General features: G+C 41.3%; 17 protein-coding genes. 14 read left to right on the top strand and 3 right to left on the bottom strand.

The genetic code is table 11. The features are described from left to right. From GOP56_RS05875 to sucD, 6 genes are all read left to right on the top strand, one after another. On the top strand, positions 1-474 hold the full coding sequence (locus GOP56_RS05875) for a cupin domain-containing protein (protein WP_064017588.1): 474 nt from the start codon (positions 1-3) through the stop codon (positions 472-474). Between the two features lie 256 nt (positions 475-730). Continuing rightward, positions 731-2,191 carry a DASS family sodium-coupled anion symporter gene (locus GOP56_RS05870; RefSeq protein ID WP_003336189.1) on the top strand — a complete coding sequence of 487 codons (1,461 nt, stop codon included), beginning with the start codon at positions 731-733 and terminating at the stop codon, positions 2,189-2,191. 165 nt (positions 2,192-2,356) lie between these two features. Next, the gene (locus tag GOP56_RS05865; RefSeq protein WP_163244949.1) at positions 2,357-5,203 is read left to right on the top strand and encodes a 2-oxoglutarate dehydrogenase E1 component; all 2,847 of its coding nucleotides are present in this window, start codon (positions 2,357-2,359) and stop codon (positions 5,201-5,203) included. A gap of 5 nt (positions 5,204-5,208) precedes the next feature. Continuing rightward, entirely contained in the window at positions 5,209-6,450 is a 1,242-nt protein-coding gene (gene odhB / locus GOP56_RS05860) for a 2-oxoglutarate dehydrogenase complex dihydrolipoyllysine-residue succinyltransferase (RefSeq protein WP_163244946.1), read from the top strand. 143 nt (positions 6,451-6,593) lie between these two features. Beyond that, on the top strand, positions 6,594-7,754 hold the full coding sequence (gene sucC, locus GOP56_RS05855) for an ADP-forming succinate--CoA ligase subunit beta (protein WP_003336192.1): 1,161 nt from the start codon (positions 6,594-6,596) through the stop codon (positions 7,752-7,754). Positions 7,755-7,774: 20 nt separating this feature from the next. Next, positions 7,775-8,677 (top strand): succinate--CoA ligase subunit alpha, encoded by a 903-nt coding sequence (gene sucD, locus GOP56_RS05850; RefSeq protein ID WP_003336193.1) that lies wholly within the window; start codon positions 7,775-7,777, stop codon positions 8,675-8,677. 166 nt (positions 8,678-8,843) lie between these two features. Here the strand turns inward: sucD and GOP56_RS05845 are convergent, their stop codons facing one another. Next, positions 8,844-9,935 (bottom strand): M24 family metallopeptidase, encoded by a 1,092-nt coding sequence (locus GOP56_RS05845; protein ID WP_163244944.1) that lies wholly within the window; start codon positions 9,933-9,935, stop codon positions 8,844-8,846. A 65-nt stretch (positions 9,936-10,000) separates the two neighbouring features. After that, positions 10,001-10,552 carry a helix-turn-helix domain-containing protein gene (locus GOP56_RS05840; RefSeq protein WP_163244941.1) on the bottom strand — a complete coding sequence of 184 codons (552 nt, stop codon included), beginning with the start codon at positions 10,550-10,552 and terminating at the stop codon, positions 10,001-10,003. Positions 10,553-10,789: 237 nt separating this feature from the next. Here GOP56_RS05840 and GOP56_RS05835 point away from each other — a divergent pair, with 237 nt between their 5' ends. Then, the gene (locus GOP56_RS05835) at positions 10,790-11,254 is read left to right on the top strand and encodes a DinB family protein (protein WP_163244939.1); all 465 of its coding nucleotides are present in this window, start codon (positions 10,790-10,792) and stop codon (positions 11,252-11,254) included. A 218-nt stretch (positions 11,255-11,472) separates the two neighbouring features. On the opposite strand, the gene pabB is transcribed toward GOP56_RS05835, so the two are convergent. After that, the gene (pabB, locus tag GOP56_RS05830; protein WP_254068627.1) at positions 11,473-13,014 is read right to left on the bottom strand and encodes an aminodeoxychorismate synthase component I; all 1,542 of its coding nucleotides are present in this window, start codon (positions 13,012-13,014) and stop codon (positions 11,473-11,475) included. 282 nt (positions 13,015-13,296) lie between these two features. On the opposite strand from pabB, the gene GOP56_RS05825 reads away from it, so the two are divergent. From GOP56_RS05825 to GOP56_RS05795, 7 genes are all read left to right on the top strand, one after another. After that, the gene (locus GOP56_RS05825; protein WP_163244934.1) at positions 13,297-13,947 is read left to right on the top strand and encodes an anthranilate synthase component II; all 651 of its coding nucleotides are present in this window, start codon (positions 13,297-13,299) and stop codon (positions 13,945-13,947) included. Between the two features lie 23 nt (positions 13,948-13,970). Then, a complete protein-coding gene (locus tag GOP56_RS05820; RefSeq protein WP_163244152.1) occupies positions 13,971-14,477 on the top strand; it encodes a hypothetical protein in 507 nt (168 codons plus the stop codon). Positions 14,478-14,636: 159 nt separating this feature from the next. Further along, on the top strand, positions 14,637-15,230 hold the full coding sequence (locus GOP56_RS05815) for a TetR/AcrR family transcriptional regulator (RefSeq protein ID WP_163246815.1): 594 nt from the start codon (positions 14,637-14,639) through the stop codon (positions 15,228-15,230). Positions 15,231-15,249: 19 nt separating this feature from the next. Continuing rightward, complete coding sequence (locus tag GOP56_RS05810; protein ID WP_163244931.1) at positions 15,250-16,809, top strand: o-succinylbenzoate--CoA ligase; 1,560 nt, start codon at positions 15,250-15,252, stop codon at positions 16,807-16,809. Positions 16,810-16,829: 20 nt separating this feature from the next. Continuing rightward, entirely contained in the window at positions 16,830-17,243 is a 414-nt protein-coding gene (locus tag GOP56_RS05805; protein ID WP_003340252.1) for a MaoC family dehydratase, read from the top strand. After that, positions 17,240-18,283 carry a 3-oxoacyl-ACP synthase gene (locus GOP56_RS05800; protein WP_163244928.1) on the top strand — a complete coding sequence of 348 codons (1,044 nt, stop codon included), beginning with the start codon at positions 17,240-17,242 and terminating at the stop codon, positions 18,281-18,283. Before GOP56_RS05805 ends, GOP56_RS05800 begins: the two co-directional genes overlap by 4 nt. Position 18,284: 1 nt before the next feature. Beyond that, complete coding sequence (locus GOP56_RS05795) at positions 18,285-20,186, top strand: 6-bladed beta-propeller (RefSeq protein ID WP_163244925.1); 1,902 nt, start codon at positions 18,285-18,287, stop codon at positions 20,184-20,186. Positions 20,187-20,194: the final 8 nt, after the last annotated feature.

The following is a 20,194-nucleotide window of genomic DNA, read 5'->3' as shown; positions in this document are numbered from 1 at the left end:
ATGGAAAACTTAGATATTAAAGCCATTGAAGAAATTGTCCGTAAAATCATTACTGAAAAAGTAGGAGCTAGCACAGCATCAGCTCCTGAAGAATTCCCAAAACATCGGGATAGTAGTGGTGTTACCTCTATACCTTTACAAGTTGTACGTGTAGCAGAAAAAGATCGTTTGGATACTGGCAACAAAGAAGATATCGTATATTGCAAAGATCTATTTTCATTAGAAGAAAGCCCACGCTTAGGTTGTGGAATTATGGAAATGAAAGAGACAACCTTTGATTGGACCCTTAATTATGATGAAATTGATTATGTAATAGAAGGGTACTTGGAAATCATCATTGATGGCCGCAAAGTTAGTGCAAAAGCTGGAGAAATCATTTTAATTCCAAAAGGAACCAAAATCCAATTCTCTGTGCCTGAGTTTGCTCGCTTTATGTATGTAACTTATCCAGCAGATTGGGCAACTCAAAAATAAATCGAAAATGTGTGAAATACACATTAATAACATTACAAAAATAAATTTGAGTTGATAATTAGGTTGTCGAGTAAATTCGACGGCCTTTTATTTATTTACAGGTATGGAAATACCGTATAATTCATATATAATTAAATTTAGTAAATAATAAAACAATAAAGTAAATTATAAAACCATCCTGTCTATTCTTTTATTCGTTATAATTTATAGTGTAACAACTTGGTTACACTATAACTAGACAAGGGGGGGTATTATAGTGAGCTTTAGTCGAAAGAATATCATCTCGTTAAGCATCGCACTAGCTGTACTGGTTATTATTCTGTTACTCCCAACACCAGAAAGCTTACCACTTGCTGGTCAAAGAACACTAGCAATCCTTGCATTCGCCGTTATTTTATGGGTTACGGAAGCGGTTACATATCCAGTTAGTGCGGCTTTAATCGTTGGGCTTATTGCTGTTTTAATCGGATTTTCGCCAACAGTTGAAGACCCAAATGTCGTGTACACAACAAAGAAAGCGCTTACTATGGCGCTGGGAGGTTTTAGTAATTCAGCAGTTGCGTTAGTGGCCGGTGCATTGTTCCTTGCTGTAGCGATGGAAATTACCGGATTGCATAAGCGCATTGCTCTATTGGTACTATCAAAAGTAGGGTCCAAATCAAACAATATCGTACTCGGAACCATTCTTGTAAGCATTGTACTTGCTTTGTTTGTGCCTAGTGCAACAGCTAGAGCAGGTGCTATTATTCCAATCCTAATGGGAATGGTAGCTGCTTTTGGTCTAGAAAAGAATAGCCGTCTTTCTGCCTTGCTGATGATTACAACCGTCCAATCCATTTCCATATGGAACATTGGGATTAAAACGGCTGCAGCGCAGAATATGGTTGCCTTGGGATTCATGGAAACCGCTTTCAATTACCATATTTCCTGGGGAGAATGGTTCATTTATGCAGCTCCATGGGCTGTTATCATGTCTGTCATTCTATATTTTGTGATGACAAAATTAATCAAACCAGAGCTTAGTGAAATACCAAACGGCCGAGAGTTAATCAAAAAACAATTGGCTGAGCTAGGGAAGCTAACCCCAAAAGAGTGGCGTTTAATGATAGTTTCCTTGCTTCTATTGTTCCTTTGGTCTACTGAGGGAGTCTTGCATGCATTGGATTCCACTACAATTACACTTGCGGCTGTTGCCATCCTTTTATGCCCTGTCATTGGGGTGTATACTTGGAAGCAGGTAGAGCAAAAAGTAGGATGGGGAACGCTAATTGTATTTGCGGTCGGAATGTCTCTAGGGAACCTCTTATTAAAAACAGAGGGAGCTCAGTGGATTTCCAAAGGATTGTTTGAATCAATGGGTTTAACTGCTATGCCAGTAATTACTGTTATTATCATATTAACATTATTTAACATTTTGATTCACCTCGGGTTTGCTAGTGCAACAAGCTTGGCATCTGCGTTTATTCCAATTGTTATTGCATTGGTAACCGCAATGGAGCCTACGTTTAACAAGCCTGGTATGGTCTTAATCCAGCAATTTGTCATTAGTTTTGGCTTCCTTTTACCAGTAAGTGCACCGCAAAATATGCTTGCTTACGGTACAGGTTCCTTTACGACCAGCGACTTTGTGAAGTCGGGTGTACCTCTTACAATAGCGGGCTTTATTCTCATAATTGCATTTAGTATGACTTATTGGCAGTGGATGGGTTTACTTTAGGACGCAAAAGGTTTAAATTGTTTAATGGGATTGATCTCCTTCTATTTGAAACCGCTTCGATTAGGTATTTTCATCCAATTGGGAGTTTAATTGAAATAAAAGGAGATCAACAAACCTCAATTTCGTGCAGGTCATGATCACAACAAGACTGTAGGAGGGTTACAAATGAGTATGAATAACAAACTGCCAGCTAGCCCTTGGGCAGAATTTTATGGACCGAATCTTGGTTATGTGTTTGAGCAGTATGAGATCTATATGGAAAATCCGGAAGAAGTACCTGCAGACTTACGAAAATTGTTTGATAATTGGGGATCGCCGGTCCTTCCAGAAAATGATCTTCATGGTCAGGAAATGACACCTGAAAGCTCCGCACCAAGAACGCTACCATTTGCAAAAATGAAGAAATTCGTTGCTGCTCTTCAGTTGGCAGATACCATCCGTGGGTTTGGACACTTAGGTGCTAATCTGTATCCTTTGGAAGCTCAAGCTCCACAAGCGGATTTGTTAAATCTGGATCAATATGGTTTGACCGAGGCTGATCTTCGAGATATTCCAGCTGAATTCATTTGCAAGCATCAGCCGGAACGTTTCGCTAATGGCTGGGAAGCGATCCAGTATTTGAAAGGAACGTACACTAGCAATATTGCCTTTGAAATTCAACATGTGGATGAGGCAGAAGAAAAAGCTTGGATTCAAAGTATGATTGAGTCTGGCGAAGTAACTAAGGAACTCTCTTTGCGGAAAAAGACTGATCTTTTAAAAAGATTGAATGAGGTAGAAGGTTTTGAAAAGTTTCTACACAAGCAGTTTGTAGGGGCCAAACGCTTCTCCGTAGAAGGTTTGGATGTCCTAGTACCTGTCATTGATGAGCTCGTGGAACACTCCGTTCAAGCGGGAACAAGCGAAGTAACCATCTCAATGGCACATCGTGGTCGTTTAAACGTACTAACTCACGTGCTGGGTAAACCTTACGAAGATATTTTTAGTCAATTCCAGCATTCACCAAAAGAAAAGCTGGACAAGGCCCAAGAAGCTCATGTCGGCTGGACAGGTGATGTTAAGTATCACTTTGGAGCAGTTAAAGAGATTAAGAATGGCGATAAAACCACACGCATCACGATGGCGCACAATCCAAGTCACTTGGAAGTGTCAGGTTCTATCGTACAGGGCTACACAAGAGCAGCTCAGGATGATCGCTCTCAAGCGGGCTATCCAAAACAGGATGAATACAAAGCGATGTCTATTCTTGTTCACGGTGACGCTGCCTTCCCAGGTCAAGGTGTAGTTGCAGAGACGCTGAACTACTCCGGTATCAAAGGCTATAAAACAGGAGGAACCGTACACATCATCGCTAACAACCGTGTAGGTTTCACCACGGAAAGTGAAGATTCCAGATCAACCAGATATGCGAGTGATCTTGCCAAAGGATATGGGATTCCCATTATTCATGTGAATGCAGATGATCCTGAAGCATGCATTGCCGCCGCAAAATTAGCCTTCGAATATCGTAGTAAATTTTATAAAGATGTACTAATTGATCTAATAGGTTATAGACGTCTTGGCCATAACGAAATGGATGAACCAATGGCGACAAATCCGATGACCTACATCGTGGTTCGTAAACATCCAACGATTACTCAAATTTACAAAGATCGTTTAACCGAAAGAAACGAGCTGTCAAAAGAGCAATTTGAAGCGATCGAAGAAACGGTTAAACAAGCATTTGTAAAAGCTTATGAGAAAGTAAACAAAGCACATGATGACTCTGGCTTGATTCCCGATCTACCAGATGCGGTCAAAATTGGTTATCCAAAGGTTAAAACCTCTGTTGATTTGAAAAAGCTGACAGAGATTAACGCGGATTTATTAAAATGGCCTGAGGGTTTTCATGTCTTTGATAAACTAGAAAAAATCTTATCCCGTCGTCAGCAGGTCTTCACAGATAACTCGAAGATTGATTGGGCACATGCAGAAGTTCTGGCATTCTCCACTATATTAGAAGACGGAACACCTATCCGTTTAAGCGGTCAAGATTCTGAGCGTGGTACGTTCTCTCACCGCAACCTAGTACTGCATGATTCTAAGACGGGTGAAACGTATTCTCCATTGCACAGATTGCCAGGAGCAAAAGCTTCTTTTGAGGTGCGCAACAGTCCATTGTCTGAATACGCCGTACTCGGATTCGAATATGGTTATAATGTTTTTGCTCCTGAAACGCTCGTCATGTGGGAAGCACAGTTCGGGGATTTCGCCAATACGGCACAAGTAATATTTGACCAATATATTTCAGCAGGTCGTGCAAAATGGGGTCAGAAATCAGGTCTTGTGATGCTACTACCACATGGATATGAAGGTCAGGGACCAGAACACTCCAGTGCGAGACTGGAACGTTTCTTACAGCTTTCAGCGGAAAACAACTGGACAGTAGCTAATCTTTCTTCTTCTGCTCAGTATTTCCATATCTTAAGAAGACAGGCTGCCATGTTAAACAAAGACGAAGTAAGACCATTGGTGATGATGTCACCGAAGAGCTTGCTACGTAATCCTTCTGCGGGATCAGCTATTGATGAATTTACCAACGGGGAGTTTAAAACGGTTATCGAGCAGCCAGGTTTGGGACAAAAACCTGAAGCCGTAGAACGCCTAGTATTCTGCACAGGAAGAATGGCTGTTGATTTGTCCGATCAGGTAGCGGACGTCGGAAAATTTGATTGGTTGCAAATTGTTCGAGTTGAGGAACTATATCCGTTCCCAACAGAAAAAATCAACGAGCTTATTCGTAAATACAAAAACCTGCGTGAAATTGTCTGGACACAGGAAGAACCAAGAAACATGGGAGCATGGACTTTTGTTGAACCACGTTTAAAAGCACTAGCACCAAAAGGAGTAAATGTATCCTACAACGGACGCATGAGACGCTCAAGTCCGTCAGAAGGAGATCCAGTTGCTCATAAAAAAGAACAACAACGTATTCTTGCACAGAGTGTTACTAGAAACTTGGTAAGGGTGTGATAGAGATGGCAGAGGTAAAAGTACCAGAATTAGCAGAATCCATTTCAGAGGGAACAGTAGGTAAATGGCTAAAACAGCAAGGTGAAGCAGTAGCCATGGGGGATATCCTACTTGAATTGGAAACCGATAAAGTAAACGTGGAAATTATCGCTGAAAATGAAGGTGTGTTAACGCAAGTATTAAAAGAAGAGGGTGACACCGTTAAAGTGGGTGAAACCATCGCAGTTATTGATGAAGCTGGGGCAGCATCAACACCAAAAGCGGAAAGCAAACCAAAGCCAACTTCACAACCTGCGCCAGAAGTAAAAGCACAACCGGCTGTTACTCAAGAAGAAAGTAAACAATCTGTAGTAGCTTCTCCAGCAGCTAGAAAGCATGCTAGAGAACGTGGCATTGATCTTAATGAAGTGGCTACAATGGACCCGTTAGGTCGCGTTCGCAAACAAGATGTTTCTACTTTTGACCCAAGTCAGCAAGTAGCTACACCAAAACAAGCAGCTTCTGCTCCAAAAGCAGCACCGCAGGCCGAAGAGGTTAACCCTGCTAAACCAGTTGAGCGTCAAAGAATGTCTCGCCGCCGTCAGACGATCGCAAAACGCTTAGTAGAGGTACAACAAACTGCAGCGATGCTAACTACTTTTAATGAAGTAGATATGACAGCGATCATGGCACTACGCAACAAACGTAAAGATGCGTTTGAAAAGAAAAATAATGTAAAGCTTGGCTTTATGTCCTTCTTTACAAAAGCTGTTATTGGTGCGTTGAAAAAATTCCCACTTCTAAACGCTGAGATTCAAGGCGATGAAATCGTAATGAAAAAATTCTATGATATCGGTATCGCTGTGTCTGCTCCAGAAGGCTTGGTAGTTCCAGTCGTTCGCGATGCAGATCGTATGAGCTTTGCTGAAATTGAAAAAGGAATTGGTGATCTAGCTGTAAAAGCAAGAGAAAACAAACTAGCCTTGTCTGACTTGCAAGGCGGAACGTTTACGATTACAAACGGTGGCGTATTCGGTTCACTATTGTCTACCCCAATTCTAAATGCTCCACAGGTAGGTATTCTGGGGATGCATACAATCCAGACTCGTCCAGTAGCGATTGATCAAGACCGTATGGAGAACAGACCGATGATGTATATCGCACTTTCCTACGATCACAGAATTGTTGACGGTCGGGAAGCAGTAGGCTTCTTAGTAACAGTGAAAAATCTATTGGAAGATCCAGAGTCTCTATTGCTTGAAGGCTAATATCTAGGTGTGAGTACGGTCTGCCTCTTCTTTGCCTAAGCGCGGTGAAGCAAGTGGGAGGAAGGGGCAGGCCCTTATTATAAAAAAGCAGTACAAGATAGTTGAATTACAATGGTTCCTACCAGGTAACAGGAGGATAATCGATGAACATTCATGAGTATCAAGGAAAAGAGGTTCTGCGACAATATGGGGTTACTGTTCCAAACGGGAAAGTAGCATTCACAGTTGAAGAGGCCGTAGCAGCAGCAAAAGAACTAGGTACAAAAGTATGTGTAGTAAAAGCTCAAATCCACGCAGGTGGACGCGGTAAAGCTGGTGGCGTAAAAGTAGCGAAGTCTCTAGATGAAGTAAAAGCTTACGCAAGCGAAATTCTGGGCAAAACGTTGGTCACTCATCAAACAGGTCCAGAGGGTAAAGAAGTTAAGCGCCTTTTAATTGAAGAAGGCTGCGATATTAAAAAAGAATATTATTTAGGTCTAGTTTTAGATAGAGCTACTTCTCGTGTGGTTTTGATGGGCTCCGAGGAAGGCGGCACAGAGATCGAAGAGGTAGCAGCCGCAACGCCTGAAAAAATCTTTAAGGAATATATTGATCCGGTAGTTGGTTTAACACCATTCCAAGCTAGACGCCTAGCATTTAACATCAATATTCCTACAGAGCTGATCAATAAAGCTGCAGCGTTCATGACTGCTTTATACACGGCCTTTGTTGAGAAAGATTGCTCTATCGCTGAAATCAATCCATTAGTTGTCACAGGTGACGGAAACGTAATGGCATTGGATGCAAAATTGAATTTTGACTCCAATGCACTATACCGCCATAAAGACATCATGGATTATAGAGATTTGGAAGAAGAAGATCCAAAAGAGATCGAAGCATCCAAATATGATCTAAGCTATATTTCCCTAGATGGTAATATCGGTTGCATGGTAAATGGTGCAGGTCTAGCAATGGCTACGATGGATATTATCAAACACTTTGGTGGAGATCCTGCCAACTTCCTAGATGTAGGGGGCGGTGCTACTGCTGAGAAAGTAACGGAAGCCTTTAAAATCATTTTGTCTGATAAAAATGTAAAAGGAATCTTCGTTAATATCTTTGGTGGAATCATGAAGTGTGACATTATTGCTACTGGTGTAGTTGAAGCTGCCAAACAACTAAGCCTTGAAGTGCCATTGGTTGTTCGTCTAGAAGGTACAAATGTTGAATTGGGCAAACAGATCCTAAAAGACTCTGGTTTAAACATTACCTCTGCTGATTCAATGGCAGACGGCGCTCAAAAGATTGTATCACTCGTGGGTTAATGGTTAGGGGGAAAAAATAAGTGAGCGTATTTATTAATAAAGATACAAAGGTAATCGTCCAAGGTATTACAGGTTCAACAGCATTGTTCCATACAAAACAAATGTTGGAATACGGAACAAAAATCGTAGGTGGGGTAACTCCTGGTAAAGGTGGTACAGAGGTAGAAGGCGTACCTGTATTCAACACCTTGTCAGAAGCAGTTGAGAGCACTGGTGCAACAGCATCCGTTATTTATGTACCAGCCCGCTTTGCGGCAGATGCGATCCTAGAAGCAGTTGACGCTGAATTAGATTTGGTTATTTGCATCACTGAGCATATCCCAGTTCTTGATATGGTTAAAGTAAAACGCTACATGGAAGGAAAGAAAACTCGCCTAGTAGGTCCAAACTGCCCAGGCGTTATTACTCCAGATGAGTGCAAAATCGGTATTATGCCTGGCTACATTCATAAAAAAGGCCATGTAGGAATCGTATCCCGTTCTGGTACTTTAACATATGAAGCGGTACATCAATTAACTGTTGAAGGTATCGGTCAATCGACAGCAGTCGGAATTGGTGGAGACCCGGTAAATGGCACGAACTTTATCGATGTGCTAAAAGCTTTCAATGAAGACCCGGAAACATATGCGATCATTATGATCGGTGAGATCGGTGGTACAGCTGAAGAGGAAGCGGCTCTTTGGGTAAAAGAGCATGCAACTAAACCAGTAGTAGGCTTTATCGGTGGTCGCACAGCACCTCCAGGAAAACGTATGGGACATGCTGGTGCTATCATCTCAGGTGGTAAAGGAACAGCCGATGAAAAAATTCGTGTCATGAACGAATGCGGTATTAAGGTAGCAGAGACTCCAGCAGTAATGGGTGAGCTATTAATTTCCGTATTAAAAGAAAAAGGCCTATATGACAAGTGCAAAACTCACTAATCGTATCTAGCTAAGCTAATAGATTAGGGTTTGTAAAAGGATAGAGCGAGCTGATGAATGGCTATGCTCTATCCTTTTTATTTGACGTCAATAACGATTGATCTATTCAATGCTACCTCCTTTTTGCTGAAGGAGAATTAAGCGGGGGTGCTTAGCTGAGCTTTTCCTAACATTCAAGGGTTATAAGGTCCTTAGGGAAAGTAGTTAACACTTCAGCTCCGCTTGCTGTAACAAGTACATCATCCTCAATGCGCACTCCGCCTAGTCGTGGATTATAGATTCCTGGTTCGATTGTAAAAACCATCCCCTCCTGGAGAGTACCTTGGGCATTACTGTGAACAGAAGGATATTCATGAATTTCTAATCCGATGCCATGACCCACACGATTAATAAAATATTCTCCATATCCTTTATTTTCAATGAACTCACGGGCTGCGAGATCAACATTAGCGATAGGAACAGAGGGACGAACAGTTTCAATAGCTCGCAGATTAGCTCGTAAGACGGTGTCATACATATCTGTAAGTACATGATTTATTTTTCCAACAGCAAAGGTTCTTGTTAAATCAGAAACATAACCACCTACAAAAACCCCAGCATCAATTAGCAGTAATTCTCCTTCCTGAATAGCGCGCTTGGTTGGGTCGCCATGAGGCAGTCCGGTTCGTTGTCCGCCAAGTACGATGGTGGAGAATGACGGTCCTTGGGCTCCTAGCTTTTTCGTCTGAAATTCTAATTCAGCAACAATGTCCAGCTCTGTGCTTCCTATTGAAATTTTGGGAAGGGTTCTACGAAGCGACTCTTCTATAACCCAGATTGCTTGTTTGATAGTTGCTATTTCATCTGGACTTTTCGTCATGCGCATGTCACGAAGGAGGATTTCGATATCAAGGATTTCCGTTGCGTGAATCGTAGCTCGTATAGCTTCATAGCTAACAGCGCTCAGATGACTCTTCTCTAAACCCAGCCGCGTGATAGAGGTAGGCAAATAACGTTGCAGTATTTCGTATGGATTTTCTGAGTCACGATGGGAATAAATTCTGGTGACGGAAGAAACAGCCTGTGCCTTCTCGCTATCGAGTAGGGGAAGGAAAAGAAAGGGATCCTCATCTCTGATCAAAACAAGTGCCATAAATCGCTCATGAGGCTCTGTCAGAAAGCCGGTGAAATAGTAAACATTTTTAGGAAGGGTTATCAATAGTACGTCGATTGACTCTTTTTCCATATAGAGGTAGAGATGCTCTATTCTTGATTTCATCAGATCACCATTCTTTCTTGAATTGTGATAAACATAACAAGCTGGATTTAGATGATTGTAGGGTGTTAGCTTTTAAAAATAACTGGGGTTAGGACTGATAGGACATGGGTCTCTTCGTTATCTGATGGATTGAACCAAGTATGTTCTAATGTGGAAGGGAAGTGGATTGTGTCGCCTTTTTGGAGGATATACTCTGTTTCGTCAACACAAATGGTCATGGTTCCTTCTAGGACGTAGTAAAATTCTTCTCCAGCATGGTGAAAACTGACATGGCGGGTTTGACCGGGAGGCAAGATCGTTAGCAGGGTCTCCATCGTTCTCTCAGGAAAATCTCCACCTAATCGGGTATAGATACTAGGAGATCCTTCTATTCGAAACGGATGTCGATCTTTAACGCGTGTGGCATATTTGTTAGCTTTTTGAGATTCAAAAAAATAAGTAATCGGAACCTGTAAACTCTCCGCAATTTTTTGAAGGGAGGTAATAGCGAGCGAACTGTTGCCTCTCTCTACTTGTGATAAGAAACTGATCGAGAAACCTGACTTTTCGCTTAGATCTTTAAGCGTTAATCCCTTTTGTAAGCGAATGCTTCTCATTTTCTCATATATACTCTCCAAATCATCACCTCTAAAATGTAGAAGATGCAATTTTTGTAGTGTAAAAACATATTACAGCAATACAAAAAAATAATCCAGTTTTTATTTTGAAGATTCAGTAAATTGTTTCGGTTAGTAATGATAATTGGCGATTTTTATTTGTTTTGTTTGAATATTCATTTTATAATAAAAGAACGTTTGTTTGGGTTTGGTGACGTGATACATCTGTATTTCCATTCTAGTGAAGGAGTGATTTTCATGTTTGTATTTTTTCAGTATAATTGGCAGGTTAGAGATGAATGGTTAGAATGGTGCAAGCAACTGACTACAGAAGAGCTGATGATGAACCAAGTTGGGGGCGTAGACAATATACTAAATACGCTTTTACATATTATTGATGTGGAATATAGTTGGATTCGGGCCATCCGGGGAGAACAGGATGTTGCTTTGCAATGTGAGGACTATCATACCATAGAAAAAGTGAAATCCCTCTCTGATACATGTCGTACCGAACATGAGGGATTTTTGAAGACGGACGTACATGTTTTACTAAACACCATAGTAATAGTTCCATGGGATCAAGGAAGGTTCACAGTAAGAGAGATTTTACACCATGTTATTGCTCATGAAATTCATCATATTGGTCAATTATCTGTCCGGGCAAGGGAACTACATAAACAACCAGTCTCTGCAAGCTTTTTAGGACGGATATACTTAGAGTAGAGAGAAGCTTTTGTTCTGGTTTATTACTGTCTACAGTCAGAGAGGCGAGAAGACGAGAGGACCTTTTTGAAGGAGAGTTACTGTCATTTTCACAACAGTCTCGCCATCAAAAAGGTACAATGATAGATAGCTGATAACTAAATGGTAAAAAAGTAAATACATTAGAGCTGTCGTTTTCATTCATGTTCTAAGTACTGATCTTTGGGTTATATACGCACTTAGGCCTTCGTCTCATGTAACGTCCATAGCTGATCGTCAAATTTGCCATAACGTGAAATGGTTAGTGCTTTGATCAAAGCATGTCCTTTTAACAAAATTTCTTCAAATTCCTGTTCGGGATCAGAGAGACTTACAATGGCGCCTCCTACACCTATTGTCGTTGTTTGAGGAGACATTACAATGGTTCGTATGACAATGTTGAGGTCAATTGTTCCGTTTAACCCTAGAAATCCAATAGCACCAGAATAGATGCCCCGAGCGTTGGTTTCCAATTCGTCGATGAATGTCATTGTACGCAATTTCGGAGCCCCGGTCATTGAACCTCCAGGAAAAGCAGCACGTATGCAATCGATTGCTGACAGCTCAGGTCTGAGTGTTCCTTGAATTGTAGATACCATCTGGTGTACCGTTTGATAGGATTCAATAGCCATTAATTTGGGAACACGAATGCTTCCCGTTTCACATACTAGGCCTAAATCATTGCGCAACAGGTCAACAATCATAAGATTTTCGGCCCGATCCTTTTCACTGCTGCGTAATTGTTCTGCAAGACGCATATCCTCCTCGGAATCAGAGCCGCGTGCTATGGTGCCTTTTATAGGCTTGGCCTCAACCAATCGATTTTGATCGATTTTTAGGAACCTCTCTGGAGATGAACATAGGATACTTAGGTCGTGAAACTTGAAAAAAGCAGAGTAAGGAGCTGGATTAATCTCGCGTAGAATTCGGTACGTCAACGTTGGATCGAAATTCTCCCGCGTATGAATTCGATTCGTTAAACAAATTTCATATGTTTCACCGTCTAAAATATATTGCTTGCATGCCTCTATGCTATCTACATATTGTGAGTGCGATTGACTTAAGTGAAAGGAAAGCGGTTGCTTGACATCACCTGTATTGGAAATTTCTAAAGCTGGCTGTAGGGGAAGGTTTTTTAGTTTTTGTTCCATACTTTCAAACCACAGGTCCGCTAAAGCAAGATCATGAATGGGTACAATGCTAACCAAATAGATACACTTTTCCTGATGATCAAAAGCAAGCAGTCGATCGGCATAGATAAACATTGCGTCAGGGGTTGCTGCGGTGTGGTGTAGGGAAGCACCGCATTCTGCTTTTAATTCATAGCCAAAGTAACCAACGAACCCTCCGTTAAAATCAAAAGGCAATTCAGTAGACTCTTGTTGCATGCTATATAATTCACGGTCTAAATAATCAAAAATGCTCTCAGTCACTTCAGTTTGGCCCGTAGAATCTTTTATTTTGATCTGCTTGGTCGCTGTTTCATAGGAAATAACCCGGCTTAATGGACCATCGTTCGTTCCCATAAATGAAAAACGTGACAAATTTGATTCTACACGATTGCTATCTAACCAGTATGTATATGTTTCTTTTGCGAATAAATGAAGAAAGACTCTTTCTGGTTCTACATACATCGTTACTTTTCTGCTGATAACCTTGACAGTTGGGCATGTATCTGTCTTTTTGTGAGATATTCCCTGAGGGACAATTGAATGAGGTGGAATGTTAGACAAAATACACATCTCCTTGTATATGTTAATCACGTAAGTATTGTGTGTAGGAAATTTCCTCCCTTTGATAGTTACATAAAATTGATAGCAATTGCAAAATTATTTTTGAGGAGTTAAAAGACTTGTAAAAGCATCAAGGGCATCTGGATGGAATTACTTATCCTAAAAAGATTTATTGATCGTCTAAATTCACGTATGATTGATACAGCATGTTTCCTGAAACCATACATTTTCGAAAAAATAATCCCAGTATAATGTGAGGATGCCCTTTTGCAGTGGAGAGGAGTAAAGACTGTGAAGACCTTATTAATTGACAACTATGATTCCTATACGTTCAATCTTTATCAACTTTTCGCGTCTACAAGTGGAGTGTTGCCAACAGTCGTTCGTAACGATCAATTTACATGGTCGGAATTACAGAACCTGTCGTTTGATAACATTGTCATTTCACCTGGACCAGGAACCCCGGCAAATGTAAAGGATTTTGGGATTTGTAGAGACGCTTTGCTTAAAGCTGAAGTTCCCATTTTGGGGGTCTGTCTGGGGCATCAGGGAATTGGTCATATATTTGGTGCAAAAATCATTCATGCACCAGAGGCGATGCATGGGAGATTAAGCAACATATGGCATAATCATTCAGCGTTGTTTAGTGGAATTCCACAAGGCTTTCAGGTGGTTCGTTATCATTCTCTAATAGTTGAGGATAGACTCCCTGAATGCCTTGAGAAAACAGCATGGACAAGTGATGGTATCATTATGGGATTGCGCCATAAAGAGCGGCCTATTTGGGGAGTACAGTTTCACCCTGAGTCAATTTGTACTGAATTTGGCCAGCAATTAGTTGAAAATTTTACAAAAATGACCAGAAAATATCATTCTTCAAAAAAAGCACAGCTAGAGGACTCTGAGAATGAAATCCTTCATCCAAAATGTCTAGTCATGTAAGTTAAACATCATGGGGCTGCACGATGAAACTTCCCTTCCTGATAGCGTTAATTTTCGCGTGGGAGGGGATTTTATATTTTAGTAGCTTATTGGTATTGCTCTCGGGAAGTATGCAAAGAGATGAGCGATTCCGAGCTCACCCATATCCTGAGCTTTATATAGTACAAATAAACAAAAAAACAGACGGAATCTCAGGGTTTTCTTACAAACAAATCAAGGACAAAAAAATGTATGCGGATATGAAAAAAAGCGGGCATGCTCCTTTCGAGCGGATAGATGGCAAGAAATTCGTTGTTAAAGTTACACCGGTAATCATAGAAGGCAGGGAAGTACTAAAAACGGAGCCATATAAAATTGATGAGGAAATGAGCTCGTCAAGTGAGCCGGATATCACCTCTTATTTTTGGCTAGAAAATGACATATGCTACCAAGTCTCCTTTGTAAAGAATGGAGTTGCTCAATATAAGGCAATAGCGGCTTTAATCAAAGAAAAAATCGTTGATGTAGATAAGCTCAAACCAATAAGCTAATTCGGGCAGGAAAGGGATGGAGTGAGTCAGAATAATCTGCACTCTGTCCTTTTTCTTTTTAAAGGATAAAAATATTGAAAAAATCAGAAAATTAATTATAATAAAAACTGAGAGGTGATTCAGGTGTCAGAAATAGAGCGAGAACTAGGGCAAACAGCCATGACACACATGACAAAAAAAGGACAAGAAACCAGACAAAAATTATTGACAGCAGCCGAGCAGGTCTTTGGGGCAAATGGGTATTATGAAGCGTCCATCGTTATGATTACCCAAGAGGCCCAAGTAGCCCAAGGTACTTTTTATAATTACTTTTCTTCCAAAAAAGCAATTTATGAAGAGCTAATTAGACAACTAAGCCGTGATTTACGTTCCCAAATTAAGCTAGAGGTGATAAAAGCTCATTCCCATGAAGGAGCTTTGCGACTTGGATTCCAAGCATTTTTTCGGTGGGTAAAAGAACATCGGAACCTATATGGGATCGTACAACAAGCCGTGTTAGTAGATGAGGCGTTGTATCGCTGGTACTATGATAAGCTGGCGAGTGGCTTTATCAAAAGCTTGACGGCTGCAATGGAGGAGAAGGCTTTTCGCTCACTAGATAAGGAGACACTAGCTTATTGTCTGATGTCAATTGGACAGTTTTTAGGCATGAGATGGGTTTATTGGGAAAATCAAGAGGTGCCGGTAGAGGTATTTGAAACAGCGATGAGTTTTATTCTACAAGGTATGGGGAAAAAAGCTGAGAACAAGTAATTAGGAAAGGAGGATGTCTATGCAAGGGATTGCTTACTGGATCGACCAGCGAGCACAGAATACGCCTAATCGAATAGCCATCATTACAGAAGAGCAACAGCTTACCTATAAGGAAATGGGGCAAAAGGTGAATCAGTTCGCTCGGTTTCTCCAACAGGAATGTGGGGTAGATGCTGGAGTCCGAGTAGGGATTTTAGCACAAAATAGTCTGTCCTATGTTTTATTATTGTTTGCTATTGCTAAGCTGGGCGGTATTGCGGTTCCGCTGAATATAAGATTGACCGCAAATGAACTCACCTATCAGCTAGAGGATAGTGGGACCAAAGTATTGTTTACACAACATGAATTTCAGCCTGTCATCGAGCAACTGGAAACGAAGGTGAGTTTGAGACAGATTATTCGGATGGATCACAAGAAACATGTTTTCGATGAAGAAGCACGCGATCGATCAGCTACTGCTATTGAAGCTAGTTTTGAAAACGCTATCAATCTGTTGTCAAGCGAACCTCTCATATATGAAAAGATGAATGCTAAAGACCCCTATCTAATTTGCTATACCTCTGGCACCACAGGACGCCCCAAAGGAGCAGTATTAACACAAGAAAATATGTTTTGGAATGCGATCCATAATTTGACCTCTTTAGATATTACTTCGAGTGATCGTTCCATTGTATTACTACCCTTATTTCATATCGGAGGAATTGGACTGTTTGCTTTTCCAACATTGTTTGCAGGAGGAAGCATTGTTATTGTGGGCAGGTTTCATCCAGACAAAGCCTTAGAAATGATCCAACAGTATCAAGTGACAATCGTCATGGGGGTTCCAGCTATTCATGATGCACTTAGAAGAAGTCAATTATTTTCCACTACAGACCTGAGCTCCGTCCGCTGGTTTTATAATGGAGGGGCCCCTTGCCCACATGAGCTGATTTTGTATTATCAGGATCGAGGGCTTCCTTTTGGACAGGGTTTTGGTCTAACCGAGACATCCCCCACTGTTTGTATGCTTTCAGTTGAGGACGCACGCCATAAGGTTGGCTCTATTGGCAAGCCTGTCCTGTTTTGTGAAATTAGGCTAGTGGATGAGCATGATCAGGAGGTACCAAATGGGGAAGTGGGCGAACTGGCAATAAAAGGTCCTCACGTGATGAAGGAGTATTGGAATTTACCCAACGAGACGGCAAAGGCAATGCGTAATGGTTGGTTTTATACAGGTGATTTAGCGAGAAGGGATGAAGAAGGCTTCCTCTATATTGCTGGACGTCGCAAGGAAATGATTATATCGGGTGGCGAAAATATTTACCCTTTAGAGGTAGAGCAAGTGATTGGCTCATTACCGGAAGTAGCTGAAGTGGCTGTGGTTGGTGTAGCAGATGAGAAATGGGGTGAGGTAGCAAAGGCTTTTGTAGTCATAAAAGAAAGTGCTACGCTTACAGAGGAAATACTTCGGCAAGAGTGTCAAATGAAAATCGCAAAATATAAAATACCTAAATATTTTGTCTTTTTGGCTGAATTGCCTCGAAATGCGACAGGCAAGATCAATAAAACTGCTTTGCAAAGGATAGGATCAAATCATTGATAAGGAAGGTGACTGCAACAATGAGTTTTAAGATTGGACAGAGTGCCTCATTTAGCCGAACCATGACAGAAACAGATTTCGTGATGTTTGCTGGATTAAGCGGTGATTACAATCCCATCCATGTTGATAAGGAATATGCAGGTGATACACGGTTTGGACAGAGAATTTCCCATGGACTACTAACAGCTAGCCTATTATCCCGTTTACTAGGAATGCATTTGCCAGGTAAAGGGTCAGTTTATAAGGATCAGACCTTGCAATTTAAGGCTCCTGTGTTTATTGGAGATACCATCACAGCCACTGCTACTGTAAAAGAGTTTAATGAAGCACGAAAAACGTTAACTTTAGTAACAGAATGTACGAATCAACATGGCAAAGTAGTTCTTACTGGGATAGCTACTATGGTGGTGCCAGGAGAAGGGGAGAAGATATGAATAGAAAACAGAGTAACATAGCAAGTGTTAGTATTGGGATTGAGGAAACGGGTGTTTATTTCCCCCCTCACATCGAAACAGCAAACATGCTCGCTCAAAAAACAGGTATTCCTGCATCCGTTATCATAGAAAAGTTTGGACTTTATGAAAAACATGTAGCGGATGATACGCTTCACGTATCTGATCTGGCGGTAGCGGCTGCTACATCATTTGTAGGAAAGAAAATTCGTCCAGAAGAGCTTGATGTCATTATCTATTTTGGTAGCCCGCACAAGGATTATTACGTGTGGTCGTGTGCAGCTAAAATTCAGCATGAGCTAGGGGCTACAAACGCATATGCTTTTGAAATTATGAATGTAAGCTCCTGCTTTCCTATCGCTTTAAAGGTGGCAAAGGATATGCTAACGGCTGATAATAGTATTCGCAATATTCTGCTCGTTGCTGGGTGTAAAGAATCGCACATTATTGATTACGACAATCCGCGATCCCGGTTCATGTTTAACTTCGCTGATGGTGGAACTGCTGCATTAGTTACACGCGGAGCTTCTAAGATTCGCATTTTACAATCAGCTGTGATAACTGATGGATCATTTCACGACGATGTCAAGGTACCTGGGGGTGGCAGTAAAAATCCAGCAAGCCACGATACGGTGGAGAAGCGTCTTCATTATATTGACGTGACGAACCCTTCTGGCATGAAGGAGCGTCTTGATCCCATATCCGTTCCTGCTTTTGTGAAAGTGATTGAATTAGCACTACAAAAGAGCGAAAAAACCATTCAGGATATAAAGCTACTTTTACCACTGCATACCAAGCGTTCCATGTTTAGAGAGTTATTACAACGTCTAGGCCTAGCTGAGGATCAAGCGATTTATTTAGATCACCATGGACATATGTCAGCATTAGACCCATGCATTGGTTTGCATTTTGCACAGGAGAAGCATCTGTTGCATAAGGGAGACATTGTCGTAGCAGTAAGTGCTGGTACGGGATATACCTGGGCAGCTACCGTTCTTGAATGGATGGGGGAGGATTGCTAATATGAAAAGCTTGGAAAATCGCCCTTTTTGTCATAAGCGATCAAGGCTTCATACACTTTTCGTAACCAAGCTACTCGCTATAATCTGTTCGTTTTCCCTATTTTTCCTAGTGGAGTCACCTGTGTTTGCCTCAAGCTTTACGTATTCAGAAGCTTGGGGAAATGAAGCAGACGATCCTTCGATGTTTCGAACGCCAGTCGCTATGGCAAAGGATCTTACTGGTAATATATATGTGGCTGATATGGGGAATCATCGGATTGTGAAAATGAATAAGTCTGGTAAGGTACTAGAGACCTTTGGTGGTCTTGGTGACAAGCCAGGAAAGTTCAACATGCCGTTTGGAGTCGCTATTGATAAGGAGGGGAATATTCTAGTAGCAGATACGGGGAATTATCGGATACAAAAGTTTGATCATCAATTCCATTTTTTAAAAAGCTGGGGAACCCGTGGGAAAGGGGAAGGAGAGTTTGGTTTTCCACGAGAGCTAGCCGTTGACAGCAAGAATAACTATTATGTTACTGATGAATATAATCATCGTGTTCAAAAGTTTGATCAGGCTGGGACGTATCTACTAACGATTGGCACATACGGAAAAGGACAAGGGGAGCTTGCCCTCCCACAAGGAATTGCAATTAGTCCAACTGATGAGGTATACATAGCTGACACATTTAATAATCGAATACAGGTATTTAATGATAAAGGCAAGTTCCAAAGACAGATTGGAAAAGATGAATCTGGTCTTGGACCCTACCAATTTAATTTTCCGAGAGGCATCAATTTCGATCCTTTATCAGGTGCATTCTACGTGGCAGATACCTTTAACAATCGGATCATGAAATTTGATCAGCAGGATCGCTTTTTGTATACTGTGGGACTATTTCCGATTTTAATCTATCCAAACCAGGTGTTGCCTGATGGGGGTGGGAAATTCTACGTAACAGATACGGGGAATAATCGGATTGTTGTCTATAAAGATTCCGTTTTGAGTGCTGTGCTAGATGGTTCTATCGGAAACTCTCGTGGTGACAAAAATCAGTATGCGGGTCCTTTCGATGTGGAAATTGACAAAAGCGGCAATATCTTTGTGGCTGATTCATTTAATCATAGGATTCTAAAGTATAATTCCAGTGGAGTGCTGGTTGGAAAATGGGGCAATAATTTCGGAAATGGTGGTCCCAATGCTTTTGGCAGTTTGCCTGGTCAATTTATCGTTCCACGTCAGGTTGCTATAGATGCTTACGGATTTGTTTATGTTGCTGACTCTGTGAATCATCGCATTCAGAAATTTACCAATACGGGTGTTTTTGTAGCTACCTATGGTTCGATGGGCTATCTCAGCGGTTTTTTTCAATTTCCAGCAGGAGTAGCAGTTGATAGTAAAGGAAACATCTTTGTGGCAGATACACTTAACCATCGCATTCAAAAATTTAATCCGTTTTTCATTTACATGACAGAATGGGGCCAAAAGGGAACAAAAGACGGCCAGTTTAACCAGCCAATGCAATTAGCCATTGATTCAAAAGACAACATATATGTGGTGGATCGGAGTAATCATCGTATTCAGAAGTTTGATAATAGCGGGCGTTTTCTAGCTAAATGGGGAACAAATGGTGGCGCAGGTGCAACAGACCCATTGGGAAATTGGAAGGAAGGAAAAGGGGATTTGTTTCTCCCAATCGGTATTGCCATAGATAAACAGGATCGTGTTTATGTCACAGATACCTCGAACAATCGAATGGAAATGTACGATCAAGAGGGAAAATTTCTTGAGGAGTGGGGGCATTTTAGTGGAGCAGACGGACATTTTTTCTCTCCGCAGGGAGTAGGGATTGATTCTTCAGGAGCACTGTGGATTGCGGATGGGCTGCTGCAACGGCTTCAAAAATTCGTTCCATCGGACTAAAAAATAAT

Source organism: Brevibacillus sp. 7WMA2 (assembly GCF_010748895.1).
Classification (GTDB): Bacteria; Bacillota; Bacilli; order Brevibacillales; family Brevibacillaceae; genus Brevibacillus_B; species Brevibacillus_B halotolerans.
Note: the sequence above shows the minus strand (reverse complement) of the source record. Positions and strands in the feature narration are given on the sequence as shown.